We start from the raw sequence: 14507 nt of genomic DNA on the forward strand, positions 1-14507 counted from the left end.
TTTTGGATCGATACAAGCATTCTTTCGCTAGTTTCTGACAAAAGTCTGTGCTTCACTCCCCGACATGAGCGTCGCCGACACCTCCGCGGGCGGCCTGCTGACCCTGGTCCGCACCGGTCGCGCCGACACCCGGTCCGACCTGGCCCGCCTCACCGGCCTGTCCCGGGGCGCGGTGTCCGCACGCCTCACCGCCCTCACCGACGCCGGACTGCTGCTGGAGGGCGGTGACCACGCCTCCACCGGCGGGCGCCCGGCCGGCTCACTGGCGCTCAACCCGGACGCCGCGGTCGTGCTCGCCGTCGCCGTGGGGCGCTCCCGCAGCCAGGTCGGGGTGTTCGACCTCGCCGGCCGGGAGATCAGCGGCGACACCCGCGACCACGAGCCCGGCACCCGCGCCGACGACCTGATGCCGTCGGTGGCCGAGCGGCTCGACGCCCTGCTCTCGGCACTGCCGACGGCCCCGGCGCGCGTCGCGGGGGTCGGGCTCAGCCTGCCGGGCAGCGTCGATCCCGAGAAGTGCTGCAGCGTGGACGCCCCGGTGCTGCGGGGCTGGGACGGCGTCGACCTCTCCGCGTTCCTGCGCCCGGTCACCGAGGCCCCGGTGCACGTCGACAACGACACTGCCGCGCTCACCCGCTCCGAGCTCTTCGGCCAGGTGCCGCCCGCCGAGACGATGCTCGTCGTCAAGGCCTCCACCGGCCTGGCCCTGGGGGTCGTCGCGGACGGACGTCTGGTCGGCGAGGGCCGTGGGACCACCGGCGAGCTCGGCCACACCCGGGTCGACGCCGCGGGCGACCTGCCCTGCCGCTGCGGCGCCACCGGTTGCCTGGAGACGGTGGCCGGGGGCTGGGCCCTGGTCGCCGCCCTGCAGGAGGACGGTCGCTCGGACGTGCGGCACGTGCGCGATCTCGTCGCCACCGCCCTCGCCGGCGACCCGACGGCACGGCGGCTGCTGCGCGGTGCCGGTCGCCAGCTCGGCGAGGTGCTCGCCGTCGCCGTCAACCTGCTGCACCCCGGCGCCGTCGTCGTCGGCGGCGACATGGGCAACGCCTTCGACCTCTACACCGCCGGCGTGCGTGAGTCCCTCTACGCCCGCGCCCACCCCGGGGCCGTGCGCGACCTGCGGTTCCTGCCGGCCACCCACGGCGAGGCCGCCGGTCTGCACGGCTGCGCCGCGCTCGCCATCGACCGCGCCCTGGACCCCGGGGCGGTCAACGCGCTGCTGAGGGGCTGACGCGACGTCGCAGCCGGTCTCGCAGAGCCACGCACCGGTCTCGACCCGCCGTCGCGACCTCGTCCCTCGGTCGCGAACTCGCTCGACGTGCGGGACGACGCGGCCGACCTCGTTCCTCGGTCAGCCGCGGTCCCTTGCCCAGCTGGTGGCGTACGTCGGGTCCTCGACGGCGAGCCCGCCCTCGCCGAGCTCGAGCGGGGCGAAGGTGTCGACCATGACCGCGGTCTCCTCGAAGCGCTCGGCACCCAGGGACGCCTCGATCGCCGACGGCTGCGGGCCGTGGGCATGACCGCCGGGGTGCAGCGAGATGGAGCCGAGCCCGATGCCGGACCCCTTGCGCGCCTCGTAGTCGCCGGCGACGTAGAACATCACCTCGTCGCTGTCGACGTTGGAGTGGTAGTAGGGCACGGGCACGGCCAGCGGGTGGTAGTCGACCTTGCGCGGCAGGAACGCGCAGATGACGAAGTTCCAGCCCTCGAAGACCTGGTGCACCGGCGGCGGCTGGTGCACCTTGCCGGTGATCGGCATGTAGTCGTCGATGTTGAGCGTGTAGGGGTAGAGGCAGCCGTCCCAGCCGACGACGTCCAACGGGTGCGTGGCGTAGACCATCCGGGTGCCGACGCTGCCCGCCGAGGTGCGGTGCTTGACCAGCACCTCCACGTCGTCGCCCTCCTGGAGCAGCGGGGCGGTGGGGCCGTGCAGGTCGCGCTCGCAGTAGGGCGCGTGCTCGAGCAGCTGGCCGAACTTCGAGAGGTAGCGCTTGGGCGGCGCGATGTGGCTGCTGGCCTCGGTGGCGTAGAGCCGCGACGGCTCGGCCGGCACCCACCGGTGGGTGGTCGCGCGCGGGATGACCACGAAGTCCCCGGCCCGGTAGGCCACCACGCCGAAGACGGTCTCGACGACGCCCGAGCCGGACTCGACGAAGACGCACTCGTCACCGATCGCGTCGCGGTAGTAGGCGCTCGGCTCGGTGCCGGTGACGACGTAGGAGATCCGCACGTCGTGGTTGGCCAGCACCACGCGTCGCCCCGTGACCGCGTCGGGGCCCGTCTCGAGGTCGTGCAGCCGCAGGTGTCGCGGGGCGAGCGGGTGGTTGGGGGTGCGCGACTGGTCGGGCAGCTCCCACACCTCGCTCGCCACGATCGCCGAGGGCACCCCGCGGTGGTAGAGCAGCGAGGAGTCGGAGGAGAAGCCCTCCTCCCCCATCAGCTCCTCGCGGTAGAGGCGCTCCTCGGGGTCGCGGTGCTGGGTGTGGCGGGTCGGCGGGACGTCTCCCACACTGCGGTAGTAGGCCATCGCTCCCTCTCCGACGCGTCCGCTTATCGGACGCATCGCCTCACTATGTGACCGTTACAGTAGCCCCGTGAGCACCTTCACGGAACCGTTCTCCGCGTCCTCGGCCGACCCGTTCTGGGTCGGGCTGGTCGACGATGCGGCCACCTTCCCGCCCGGCGACGCGCCCCTCGACGCCGCCCTCACGGCGTACGCCGACCGCGCCGGCCCGGCCGCGCGGCTGGTCCGCTCCCTCGTGGTCCGCGACACCGACCTGCCGCAGGTGCCCGAGGGCACCCCGGTCTCCGTCGTGCTGACCGGGGGCGCCGGCCAGGTCCACGGGCCGGCGCAGCTGTGCCAGCGCCGTGGACTGCCCGTGGCCGGGCTCGAGGTCGCGCTGCGCGACGTCGACGACCCGGCCGGCAACGCCCGTCGCGTCGTGGCGGCCGTCGACGCCGCCCGCGGCGAGGGTGTCCTCGACGAGGACACCCCGGTCTTCGTGGAGCTGCCCGCCGTCGACCCGGCGTACTCCTGGCTGGCCGCCGCCGACGAGGTGGCCGCCGCCGAGCTGCGACTCAAGCTCCGCACCGGCGGGCTCGACCCCGACGCCTTCCCGACCCCCGAGCGGCTGGCCGCCTGGATCGACGCGGCGCTCGACCGCGAGCTGCCCTTCAAGTGCACCGCGGGCCTGCACCGTGCGCTGCCGCACGTCGACGCCGACGGCTGCGCGCACCACGGCTTCCTGACCCTCCTGGCCGCTACCCGGGTCGCCTTCGACGGCGGCTCCCCCGACGACGTGGTGTCCACCCTGCGCCGGGACGACCCCGCTGACCTGCTCACCCTCGACCTCGCCGGCGCCCGGCGGTGGTTCACCTCCTTCGGCTCGTGCAGCGTGGACGAGCCGATGGCCGACCTCCGGGAGCTGGTGTCGCTGTGACCCCCTCGACGCACGAGCACGCTCACGGCTTCGGGCTGGACCACCTGCCCTACGGCGTCTTCTCCGTCGACGGCGGCCCGCGCCGGATCGGGGTGCGCCGCGGCGACGAGGTCCTCGACCTGGCCACCGCAACCGGCCGCCCCGAGCTGGCCGCGACCTCGCTCAACCCGCTGATGGAGCGCGGCCCCTCGACGTGGCGCCAGCTGCGCGAGCAGGTCCTCGACCTGGCCCCCGACCTGCCGGGCATCCCGCTCTCGAACGTGGTGATGCACCTGCCGTTCGAGGTCGCCGACTACGTCGACTTCTACGCCTCCGAGCACCACGCGACCAACCTGGGCCGGATGTTCCGCCCCGACTCCGAGCCGCTGCTGCCGAACTGGAAGCACCTGCCCGTCGGCTACCACGGCCGCGCCGGCACGGTCGTGCCCAGCGGCACCCCGGTGGTGCGCCCGTCCGGCTTGCGCCCGGTCTCGACAGGCTCGACCACCGAGGGTCCGCAACCACCGTCCTTCGGCCCCACCCGCCGCCTCGACATCGAGGCCGAGCTCGGCTTCGTCGTCGGCGCCCCGTCGGCGATCGGCACCCGGGTGCCCGCCGCCGGGCTGGCCGACCACGTCTTCGGCGTCGTCGGCCTCAACGACTGGTCGGCGCGCGACGTGCAGGCCTACGAGTACGTCCCGCTCGGGCCCTTCCTCGGCAAGTCCTTCGCCACCTCGATCAGCTGCTGGGTCACCCCGCTCGCCGCGCTGGACGCGGCATGGTGCGACCTGCCCGGTCAGGACCCGGAGCCCGCGGCCTACCTCGAGCCGGGCCGCACGCGCGGCCTCGACATCGACGTGGAGGTCGAGCTCAACGGCGAGGTCGTCAGCCGGCCGACGTACTCCTCGACCTACTGGTCTCCCGGCCAGATGCTCGCGCACATGACCGTCAACGGCGCCAGCGTGCGCACCGGGGACCTGTTCGCCAGCGGCACGATCAGCGGCCCCGAGCACGGGCAGGAGGGGTCGTTCATCGAGCTGTGGAAGGGCGAGCGGTTCCTCGAGGACGGCGACGAGGTGGTGCTGCGCTACTCCGCCCCGTCCACGTCCGGGGGACGACTGAGCCTGGGCGAGGTCACCGGAAGGATCGAAGCAGCCCGCTGAGCTCGGCGGCCTGGAGCGGCCGGCGGGGCACGGGCACCTGCGCCGGCACCCGGGCCGACGCCGGGGTGGCGCGCGGCGGCTCCGGCACCAGGTCGGCCAGGCCCGGCAGGTGGGCGGCCGCGATCCGCTCCACCCGCTCGCGGGCGCCCCTGGTCCACAGCAGCACCGGCGCGAGGATCGCCACGATCATCGAGCCGAGCACGATCGCGTAGTAGGCGCCGTGCAGCGAGGAGTCCATCGGGGCGACCAGCCCGGCGATCACGCTGACCGCGACCAGCGCCGTGACGGCGAGGCGCGAGAGCCGCAGGGTGGCGACGAACGGCACCACCCACAGCAGGTACCACAGGTGCACCACCGGGCTGAGCACCACGAGCCCGCCCATCAGCAGGGCGGCGGTGCCGACCGCGGAGGCCCGGTCGCCGGTGGGTCGGCGCAGCGCGGCCCAGACCAGCAGGCCGAGCATCACCCCCGACCCCAGGGTGCGTACGACGCCGAGCAGCGTGGCCGGGGCCAGGCCGAGCCCCAGCAGGCCAGCGACCCAGTCGAGGGTGCCGCCGGTCAGCGTGGTGACCGAGAGCGGCGTGTTGACCGTGCCGGGGACGGCCAGGCCGGCGACCCAGCCGGCACCGACCCCGGTGACCAGGCCGAGCCCCACGAGCCACCCGAGGCTGACCCCGGCCACGCCGGCCAACCGGCGTACCCGATCGGTGAAGGTGGCCGCGGCCGGGAGCCCCACGAGGGCCACGGCGACGCAGACAAGGCCGCCGGGCGCCTTGACGGCGGCGGCGGTGCCCCCGAGCACGGCGCCCCAGGCCCAGCCGTGCTCGACGGCGACCACGAGCGCGGCCGCCATCAGGCCGGCCATCAGCAGGTCGTTGTGCAGCCCGCCGACGCCGTTGGCGAGCATCAACGGGGAGGCGACGACCAGGGCGGAGGCGAGCGCGGGATCGACGCCGGTCCAGGTGGCGAGCCGGGGCACGGCCCAGGCGAGCAGCGCGAGACCGACCAGGGCCAGCACCCGGTGCCCGATCACGAGCATCCAGGGGTTGCCGGTGAGGCCGGCCAGCTGGTCGCCCACCACGAGCGGCACCGGGCCGTAGGGCGTGATGGTGTCCATCCAGCGCGGGTCGACGGCCTGGACCACGGGGCCGGAGAGGACCGACGGCCCGTGCTCGTAGGGCGAGATCCCCAGGTGCGTCATCGCCCCCTGGGCGGCGTAGGACCAGCCGTCGCGGGAGAACAGCGGCGGCGCGAGCACCAGGGGCGCCGACCACAGCACCGTGGCGAACCGGACCAGCCCGACGGCCTCCTCACGCTCGGCGCCCCGCGCGGTCCCGACCTCGCGGCACAGCCGCAGCCAGGCCGCGGCCAGCAGGCCGAGCCCGGTCAGGACGACGGCGAGCCCGAGCATCCGCCCCGCCTCGGCGCCCCGCAGGTCCGCGAGCGCCTCCACCTCCAGGATCGGCGCGCTGCGCGGGAGCGTCGAGACGACCAGGCCCCCGAGGAGGACCAGGACGCTTCCGAGCAGGCCGCGAGACAGCACGAGCGGAACCTAGGCCGGCCCGTCGGCGTACCGAGGGCGAGCAGGCGGCAGGTCGACGGCGTCCGGATGAACGGGCGGTGAGCACGCGCGGCGGAACCTGTTCTAGATTTCGGCCATGGGCCTGCTGACTCCCCTTGCCGTGAAGATCGGCTCCATCGAGTGGATGCCGAAGCTGCTGCCGCAGATCGTCTGGGTCGACACCAACCTGCAGAAGGCCTCACGCGGCCGGGTCAGCGTGCTCGACATCGCCGGGCTCCCAAACCTGATGCTCACCGTCGTGGGCCGCAAGAGCGGCATCCCGCGCAGCACGCCGCTGCTGTGCGTGCCCGACGGCGACACCTGGCTGATCGCGGGCTCCTACTTCGGCGGCCCGAAGATGCCGGTGTGGGTGTTCAACCTGCGTGCGGCCGACACCGCGCACATCCGCTACGGGAAGCTCGAGACCGCGGTCCGCGCCGAGGAGCTCGAGGGCGACGCGCGCGCCGCAGCGTGGCGGACGATGCTGCGCACCTGGCCCAACTACGCCAAGTACGAGGAGCGCACCGACCGGCTGATCCCCGTCTTCCGCTTGACCCGGGTCTGAGGCGGCTCCCGGCCGCTGCATGGGTCGCGCCGAATTCGCTCGCGTCGGCCGGGTCGCCCTCCGAGGTGAAGAACCGGGTTAGCGTGCGGTCGTGCCCCGTCCGCGCGCGCTCGCCGCTCCCCTGCTCCTGGCCGCCTGCCTGACCCTCTGGTCCGCGCCGGCGACGCCGGCCGGCCCGGCGCCGCGCGCGGCCGCTGCGGCACCTGCGGCGTTCCCGGGTCTTGCGGGCCGGGCGCCAGAACGGGACGAGCGTCCCAACATCGTGGTCGTGATGGCCGACGACCTGCGCGTCGACGACCTGCAGTGGATGCCACGCACGCGGCGGATGTTCGCCCGCACCGGGATCTCCTTCGAGAACTCCTTCGCGCCGTACCCGCTGTGCTGCCCGGCGCGCGCCACCTTCCTGACCGGCCAGCACGCCCACAACCACGGGGTCTACTGGCACGAGCCGCCCTACGGCTACGGCGCCTTCGACGACTCGCGGACGGTGGCGACGTCCCTGCAGGCAGCCGGCTACCGCACGGGCTTCCTCGGCAAGTACCTCAACCGCTACGGCCTGGACCGGTCGAAGGTCAGCGGCCAGCCCTCGCACCGCTACGTGCCCCGGGGCTGGGACGAGTGGCGCGGTGCGGTGGAGAACCCCGGGAACGCCGGCTTCCACGGCGGGACCTACGTCTACACCGACATCGCGTTCAACCACGACGGGCGCATCGACAACCGCTACCGCGGTCAGTACTCCACCGAGGTCATCGGCTCCCTCTCCGCGCAGATGGCCGGCCGGTTCGCCGAGCGGCGGGCACGCAGCGGTCGCCCCTTCCTCCTCTACGTCAACCACATCGCCCCCCACCACGGGGCGCCCCGCGACGACGACGACCCGGCCTCCTGGCGCGACGCCGACGGCTTCGAGCACCGCTTCCCGACGCCGTACGTCCCACCGCGCCACCGTGGCCGCTTCGACGACGTGATCGACCGGGCACCCGGCATCGCCAGGACCGGGTCGCCGACGGAGGGCGACGTCTCCGACAAGCCCAGGGCCGTGCGACGCATGCCGGCGATGACCGGCCGCGACCTCGCGGCCATGCGCGAGGCGGCCCGGCAGCGCGCGGAGTCGGTGTGGGTGATGGACAAGGAGGTCTCGCGCCTGGTCCGTCGGCTCAAGGCGGACGACGAGTGGGAGCGGACCGTCCTGGTCTTCACCTCCGACAACGGCCTGCTGCAGGGCGAGCACCGCTTCCGCACCGGCAAGGTATGGGCCTACGAGCCCTCGCTGCGCGTCCCGCTCCTGGTCACCGGTCCCGGCATGCGCGGTCGCGGCGACGGCGGTCACCGCCGTTACGACCCGGTCGACACCCCCGACCTGACGGCGACGATCCTCGACCTCGCCGACGCGAAGGCGCCGCGGAAGGCGGACGGCGCGTCCTTCCTGGCGTCTCTGGTCGACGGGGACACCGGGTGGTCCGTCCCGGTCCTCACCGAGGCCACGCACACCGCCGGCGGTCGCAGTGCCGCCTTCGGGAAGCGCTCCTCGATCGGCCTGCGCACGGCGAGGTGGTCGATGACGCTGTACCGCGACGGCTTCGGGGAGCTCTACGACCTGGTCGAGGACCCCCTGCAGCACCACAACCTCTGGCGCTCGAAGCAGCACCGCCAGGTGCGCGAGGACCTCGAGAAGGCCTGGCAGCGACTGCGCGACTGCTCCGGTGCGGGATGCCAGGAGCCGGCCCCCGCCGCCCACCAGGCCGACGCCGCCACCGTGGCGGACTGGACGCGCGGCTACTGGGAGCAGATCGACCGCACCTACGGCTACCGCTGACTAGGGTTGACGAGGTGACGGTCCCGCTCGGTCAGCACCCCGACCCCACCCACGTCGTCGCCCACCTCAGCGACCCGCACCTGCTCGCCGCCGGGCAGCTGCAGTACGGCGTCGTCGACCCGGAGGCCGGGCTCGTGGCCGCCCTGGAGCGGCTCGGCCGCGTCGACCCGTGTGGACGATGGGCAACCACGACGAGCGCGAGCCCTACGCCCGCGGCCTCTTCGGTCCCGACGCCGACCCCTCGGCCCCGCAGGACCGCGTCCACGAGGTCGCCGGCCTGCGGATCGTCGCCCTCGACACCACCGTGCCCGGCTACCACCACGGCGAGGTGACGCCCGAGCAGCTGACCTGGCTCGCCGACGTGCTGGCCGAGCCAGCGCCGCACGGCACCATCCTGGCGATGCACCACCCGCCGATCCCGGTGCCGATGCTGCCGCCGGCGCAGATCATCGAGCTCGACGACCAGCAGCCCCTGGCCGAGGTGCTGGCCGGCACCGACGTGCGGGCGATCCTCGGCGGCCACTTCCACTTCACCAGCCACAGCCTCTTCGCCGGCATCCCGGTCTCGGTGGCCTCGGCCACCTGCTACGCCTCCGACCTCACCCCCGCCGACCGCTACCTCGCCGCCGCCGACGGCCACCAGGCGGTCAACATGGTCCACGTCTACGACGACCGCGTGGTCCACACGGTCGTGCCGGTGACCGACGCCCCCGAGATCGACGGCTACCCGCTCTCGGTGGCCCCGCAGGTCCAGGCCCTCACCCCCGAGGACCGACGTGAGCTGCTGTCGAAGAAGGGCGTGGACCTCGCCGCGCTCGTGAGGTCGCTGGGACTCGAGATCTAGCGGGCCGGGCCTGCCGAGAGGTCGCTCGCGCACGGCCGAGAGGTCGCTCGCGCACGGTCAGCCGGGGCGAGGGGCCGACAGGTAGCCGGTCACCAGCGCGACCAGCTCCTCGACCAGCCGCTCGCGCGGCACCGGCGGGGAGTCGAGCACCCACCGCACCGCGAGGTTCTCCAGGGCCAGGACCAGCACCCACGCGCTCACGGCCGGGTCCGGCGCGGTCGAGGCCCCAGGCCGGACGGCCAGCCAGGTCGCGGTCAGCTCGCGGACGCGCCGCTCCAGCGCCGTACGACGTTCCTTGTGCTGCGCCATCGGCAGCTCCTCGCTCACCACGCGCAGCAGCTCGGGGTCGGCCTCGAGCGCGGAGAGCAGCGCCTCGATCGTCGCCCGGACCATGCCGATGCCGCCGGGCTCCCCCACGCGGTCGGCGAGGGAGGCCGCGACCCGCTCGGCGGTCTCGTCGGACCAGCCCTCGATGACCGCGGCCACGATGGCGGCCTTGTCGGGGAAGTACTGGTAGACCGACCCCGGGCTCACCCCGGCCCGGGCGGCGATGCGGTTGGTCGAGCAGGCGTCGTACCCCTCCTCGGCGAGCACCGCGCGACCGGCCTCGACGATCCGCTCGACCATCTCCCGGGATCGTCTCTGCTGCGGCACCTTCCTCATGGACGCGAATTGTATGCGAGTGATCACTCGCGTCAGGATCGTGGCATGACGAGTGCTCCCGTCCAGCCCGGCTCCGCCTCAGCGACCACGCCCGCCCCCGCCCCCGAGATCACCGCCGGCCAGCCGTTCCCGACCCGCTACCGCGAGGGCGAGGCCCGTGCCACGAAGATGGGCACGCTGCTCAAGCGGATCGCCGGCGTCGAGGAGATCGACGAGGAGCAGATGCTGCGCATCGGCGCGGCGCTGCGACGTCGCGACGAGCTCGGCCGGCGGCTCGCGGAGGCGATCCGGACGCGAGCGGGCGAGCCCGGCCGGGTCTCGATGTCCGACCTCGACACCGCCCTGCACCACGGCCTGGACGCGGTGGACGACCCCGCGCCCGCGCTCGTGGACTTCATGACGACCGTCGAGCAGGTGCCCGAGTGGGTCGACTGGGACCTCGTCGAGGCCGGCGCCCGCGCCTACCGGCGCTTCGGGCGGGCCGCCGCCGACGTCGGGCTCCAGCTCTCGCTGCTCGGCGGATACCGGTTCGGCGGCCCCACCGACCTGCTCGTGCAGACGGGCGCGCTCACCGGCGGGCAGTCGCGACGACGCCTCGGGGAGACCCAGCGCTGGGTGACATCACTGACCCAACCGGGCGGCATGCGTCCGCACGCCGAGGGGTGGCGGCTGACGCTGCACGTGCGCGCCATGCACGCGCTGGTCAACCACGGGTTCGAGGCGCGCTGGGACGTCGACCGCTGGGGCCTGCCGATCAACCAGGCCGACCAGGCCTCGACGCTCGGGCTCTTCGACGGGGTCGTCCTCATCGGCGTACGCGCCCTCGGCGTGCCGGTCAGCCGGCACGAGTCCGCCGCGGTCATGCACCTGTGGCGCTACGTCGGCTGGCTGATGGGCGTCGACGACGAGTTCCTCGTCGAGACCGAGCGCGAGCGGCACCGCCTGAACTACCACGTCCTGATCAGCCAGGGACCGCTCACCGAGGCCGGCGGCCAGCTCACCCGCTCGGCCGTGGACGCCCAGCTCGAGCTCGACTTCCGGAAGTGGGGCCCCCTCGCGCCGCTGCGCGCGCGCTATGAGCGGGAGCGGCTGCTCTCGATGCTCACCGTCTTCCTGGGCCCCACCAGCATGAAGGAGCTCGGCCTGCCGCTGCGCCCACCGTGGGCACACCCGCTGGTCATCGCCGGTCACACGGTGCGCCACCAGGTGCTGCGTCGCCTCCCCGGTGGCCGCCGCGTCCTGGAGCGCTGGGGCGACCGCGTCGTCGCCGACCTGATGGTCCGCTACTTCGGCGACGACGCCCCCGAGGTCGCCGCCCTCCGCTGACGCAGACCCCTGCTCGACACCGAACCGGCGCGAACTTCCGGAAGGTCGCGCCGGTTCGGCTCGGCATGGAGCGTCGCTGGATCAGGCGGTACGCCGGCGGCGAGCACCGAGCCGGTGGAGCACCAGCCCGCCGAGTGCCGCCGGGACCAGCAGCGCCAGGCTGGCCGAGCGGCCGGAGCCCTCGACGCGGGCGGAGGCCTTGGGTTTGAGGTTCTTCGGCTTCAGCGGCTTGACCGTGCCGATGGTGCTGCCGTCGTACTTGAACACGTCGAAGCCGCGGACCAGGTCGTTGCTGTAGCCGTAGAAGGAGCCGTTGCGCTTGATCTTGTTGGTCTTGAACGACCAGGAGTCGCTGTCGGGCATCGTGTAGTAGCCGACCTCGGTCATGCCGACGCCGTCGCCGAAGGCGATCGAGAGCGGGTTCGCGAGCGGGTCCGCCGCGACGTCGGCGAGACCCGAGAGGTCGATGACGCGCACGCCCTGGGCGTACCAGGCGATGGTCATCAGCTTCTGGCGCGGGTAGATCCGCAGCACGTGCGAGGTGCAGGTCGCACCGTCCTGGACCGAGAACGCAGGCGCGAACCACGCGCCGATCTTGGCCGGGGCGGTCTCGAGGTCGCCGGTGATGTCGTAGAGGTGCAGGCCGCCGCCGGGGCACTCGACCGAGGCCGCCGCGCCGGCGCGCTCGTCGGTGACGACGAGGATGGTGCGCTCGACACCGTCGGAGTCCTTCATGGTGATCGGGTCGGCCTGGTGCGCCACGTTGACCGTGGGGTCGACGATCTGACCGATGATCTCGGGGTCGGCGGGGTCGGTGGTGTCCAGCACCAGCGTCTGCGAGAGCGCCGCGGAGTAGGCGCGGGTGCCGTCGGCGCTGAAGGTGATGTCGTGGGACTCCGAGCCCAGCGAGGTCGGGACGAACGGGATCCCGAAGTCCTGGACGAAGCGCGGCTTGGTGGGCGCGCTGATGTCGTAGATCGTGATGAAGGGCGAGACGCCGGCGGTCAGCAGGTCGGAGTTGGAGTTGTAGAGGTACTTCCCGCTCGGGTGGATCGTCATGTTGTGCGACCCCGCACCGACGGGCAGGAAGCTCACGCTCTGCGGCTTCCGCGGCTTGGTGAGGTCGACGATCACGGTGCCGGCGTCGTCGGCGGACAGGTCCAGGTCACGACCGCACTGCGAGGCTGCGCCGGCCGCACCGACGCTGCCGTCGGCGGTGTAGCTGGCGAGCACCCGCCCGCGACGGGTCCACACCTGGATGTCGCCCTGGGAGATCGCGCAGTCGTAGACGGCGACCCGCGTGGGCTTGCGGGGCTTGGTGATGTCGATGATCTGCAGACCCTCTCGCAGGGTGCCGGCCAGGGCGTACTCCTTCTTGCCCAGCCGCATGAACTCGATGTCCGAGCCGTTCTGGGCCTCGCCGGAGTCGTTGTACTGCAGGTTGGCGACGAACTCCATCGCCATCCCCTCCCCCTCGGTCGCCACCTGGACTCCGCGGGTGTTGGTCGGCAGGTCGCCGGCCTGGTGAGCGGAGACGGCGGGAACTGCCAGCACGGGGGCGACGGCGGCGAGGCCGAGGGCGAGCAGGGCCCGCAGGGCGGGGTGTCCGGCGCGAGACATGGATGGTCCTTCGCTCAGGGGAGTCGGGGTTGCAGCCTCAACGGCCCATCAGCGCCCGGGGTTACGGCGCGGCCCGGGGTGTGCGAGACCCGTAACACCGAATTAATTCCATTTGGTAGTAACCCGAAATCCGGCGTTCCTAGGTTTCACGGCACACCACGCACAGCCCCACCCGCACCCCCACCGAGAGGTCTGCCGTGTTCACCACCCGTACCCGCGGCCGCGCTGCCGGAGGCGCAGCGCTCGCCGTCCTCACCGCACTCAGCCTGGCTGCCTGCGGCAACAAGTCCGACGAGGGCACCACCGCCGCCGAGAGCTGCGTCGACACCTCCGGCGACACCATCAAGCTCGGGTTCCTCAACTCCACCTCGGGCGCGATGTCGATCAGCGAGCAGACCGTCCGCGACTCCCTCGGCCTGGCCATGGAGGAGATCAACGCCGACGGCGGCATCCTCGGCAAGCAGATCGAGGCCGTCGAGGAGGACGGCGCCAGCGACCCCGCGATCTTCGCCGAGAAGATCGAGAAGCTGCTGACCGGCGACTGCGTCGCGGCGGTCTTCGGCGGCTGGACCTCCGCGTCGCGCAAGGCGATGCTCCCGGTCGTCGAGGCCAACAACGGGCTGCTGTTCTACCCGGTGCAGTACGAGGGCCTCGAGGCCTCGGAGAACATCTACTACACCGGCGCCACGACCAACCAGCAGATCATCCCCGCGATGGACTTCCTGGCCTCCGAGGGCGTGGAGACGCTGTTCCTCGCGGGCTCGGACTACGTCTTCCCGCGCACGGCCAACAAGATCATCAAGCAGTACGCCGCCGAGCTGGGCATCGAGATCGTCGGTGAGGAGTACGTCCCGCTCGACGACGACGACTGGACCACGCAGGTCGCCAAGATCGTGAAGGCGAAGCCGGACTTCGTGTTCAACACGATCAACGGCTCCTCCAACGTCGGCTTCATCAAGGCCTACTACGAGCAGGGCCTCTCCGCGGAGACCTCGCCGATCATCTCGGTCTCGATCGCCGAGGAGGAGGCGCCGGCCATGGGCCACAGCGTCACCGGCCAGTACGCCGCGTGGAACTACTTCCAGTCCGTCGACAGCCCGGAGAACGCCGCGTTCATCGACGCCTTCCAGGCCAAGTACGGGTCCGACCGTCCGACATCGGACCCGATGGAAGCCGCCTACACCTCGCTGTACCTCTACAAGGTCATCGTCGAGAAGGCCGAGTCCTTCGACGTCGACGACGTCAACGCCGCCTCCGACGGGGTCAGCTTCGACGCCCCCGAGGGCACCGTCACGATCGACGGCGAGAACCACCACATCGCCAAGACCGCGCTGATCGGTCAGATCAACGAGGACAACCAGTTCGACGTCGTCTGGTCCTCCGGTTCGCCGATCGAGCCCGACCCGTTCCTGGAGGGCTACTCCTGGTGGGACCCGAGCGCGGAGTGATCGCCGCCTGACCCCGCCCCACCCGGTCCGGGGCCACCGCCGACGCGGTGGCCCCGGAACCGGCCCCCGACCAGCCCCCGAC

Annotated in this window: 12 protein-coding genes; 8 read left to right on the plus strand and 4 right to left on the minus strand. The window is 72.7% G+C overall.

Annotated elements, in window-relative coordinates:
* The first annotated feature begins 64 nt into the window (after positions 1 to 64).
* On the plus strand, positions 65 to 1234 hold the full coding sequence (locus A6R01_RS08270) for an ROK family transcriptional regulator (RefSeq protein WP_292604987.1): 1170 nt from the start codon (positions 65 to 67) through the stop codon (positions 1232 to 1234).
* A 120-nt stretch (positions 1235 to 1354) separates the two neighbouring features.
* Here A6R01_RS08270 and A6R01_RS08275 read toward each other — a convergent pair whose 3' ends face one another.
* Entirely contained in the window at positions 1355 to 2530 is a 1176-nt protein-coding gene (locus A6R01_RS08275) for a homogentisate 1,2-dioxygenase domain-containing protein (RefSeq protein ID WP_292605000.1), read from the minus strand.
* Positions 2531 to 2597: 67 nt separating this feature from the next.
* On the opposite strand from A6R01_RS08275, the gene A6R01_RS08280 reads away from it, so the two are divergent.
* On the plus strand, positions 2598 to 3443 hold the full coding sequence (locus tag A6R01_RS08280) for a hypothetical protein (RefSeq protein ID WP_292604988.1): 846 nt from the start codon (positions 2598 to 2600) through the stop codon (positions 3441 to 3443).
* The gene (locus A6R01_RS08285) at positions 3440 to 4585 is read left to right on the plus strand and encodes a fumarylacetoacetate hydrolase family protein (RefSeq protein WP_292604989.1); all 1146 of its coding nucleotides are present in this window, start codon (positions 3440 to 3442) and stop codon (positions 4583 to 4585) included. Before A6R01_RS08280 ends, A6R01_RS08285 begins: the two co-directional genes overlap by 4 nt.
* On the opposite strand, the gene mptB is transcribed toward A6R01_RS08285, so the two are convergent.
* Complete coding sequence (gene mptB, locus A6R01_RS08290) at positions 4557 to 6128, minus strand: polyprenol phosphomannose-dependent alpha 1,6 mannosyltransferase MptB (protein ID WP_292604990.1); 1572 nt, start codon at positions 6126 to 6128, stop codon at positions 4557 to 4559. The genes A6R01_RS08285 and mptB overlap by 29 nt on opposite strands.
* 115 nt (positions 6129 to 6243) lie before the next feature.
* Here mptB and A6R01_RS08295 point away from each other — a divergent pair, with 115 nt between their 5' ends.
* The 3 genes from A6R01_RS08295 (at position 6244) to A6R01_RS08305 (ending at position 9368) form a co-directional block, all read left to right on the plus strand.
* Positions 6244 to 6711, plus strand: a complete 468-nt coding sequence (locus tag A6R01_RS08295) for a nitroreductase family deazaflavin-dependent oxidoreductase (protein ID WP_292604991.1) — start codon at positions 6244 to 6246, stop codon at positions 6709 to 6711.
* A gap of 91 nt (positions 6712 to 6802) precedes the next feature.
* Positions 6803 to 8524 carry a sulfatase-like hydrolase/transferase gene (locus A6R01_RS08300; RefSeq protein WP_292604992.1) on the plus strand — a complete coding sequence of 574 codons (1722 nt, stop codon included), beginning with the start codon at positions 6803 to 6805 and terminating at the stop codon, positions 8522 to 8524.
* A 178-nt stretch (positions 8525 to 8702) separates the two neighbouring features.
* The gene (locus A6R01_RS08305) at positions 8703 to 9368 is read left to right on the plus strand and encodes a metallophosphoesterase (RefSeq protein ID WP_292605001.1); all 666 of its coding nucleotides are present in this window, start codon (positions 8703 to 8705) and stop codon (positions 9366 to 9368) included.
* Between the two features lie 57 nt (positions 9369 to 9425).
* Here A6R01_RS08305 and A6R01_RS08310 read toward each other — a convergent pair whose 3' ends face one another.
* A complete protein-coding gene (locus A6R01_RS08310) occupies positions 9426 to 10031 on the minus strand; it encodes a TetR/AcrR family transcriptional regulator (RefSeq protein ID WP_292604993.1) in 606 nt (201 codons plus the stop codon).
* Between the two features lie 45 nt (positions 10032 to 10076).
* Between A6R01_RS08310 and A6R01_RS08315 the strand changes: the two genes are divergently transcribed.
* Positions 10077 to 11357, plus strand: a complete 1281-nt coding sequence (locus tag A6R01_RS08315; protein ID WP_292604994.1) for an oxygenase MpaB family protein — start codon at positions 10077 to 10079, stop codon at positions 11355 to 11357.
* Between the two features lie 81 nt (positions 11358 to 11438).
* On the opposite strand, the gene A6R01_RS08320 is transcribed toward A6R01_RS08315, so the two are convergent.
* Complete coding sequence (locus tag A6R01_RS08320; RefSeq protein WP_292604995.1) at positions 11439 to 12977, minus strand: hypothetical protein; 1539 nt, start codon at positions 12975 to 12977, stop codon at positions 11439 to 11441.
* A gap of 197 nt (positions 12978 to 13174) precedes the next feature.
* Here A6R01_RS08320 and urtA point away from each other — a divergent pair, with 197 nt between their 5' ends.
* A complete protein-coding gene (urtA, locus tag A6R01_RS08325; RefSeq protein WP_292604996.1) occupies positions 13175 to 14425 on the plus strand; it encodes an urea ABC transporter substrate-binding protein in 1251 nt (416 codons plus the stop codon).
* Positions 14426 to 14507 lie beyond the last annotated feature (82 nt).

The sequence above is a fragment of the Nocardioides sp. REDSEA-S30_B4 genome, assembly GCF_001627265.1.
In the GTDB taxonomy this organism is placed as follows: Bacteria; Actinomycetota; Actinomycetes; order Propionibacteriales; family Nocardioidaceae; genus Nocardioides.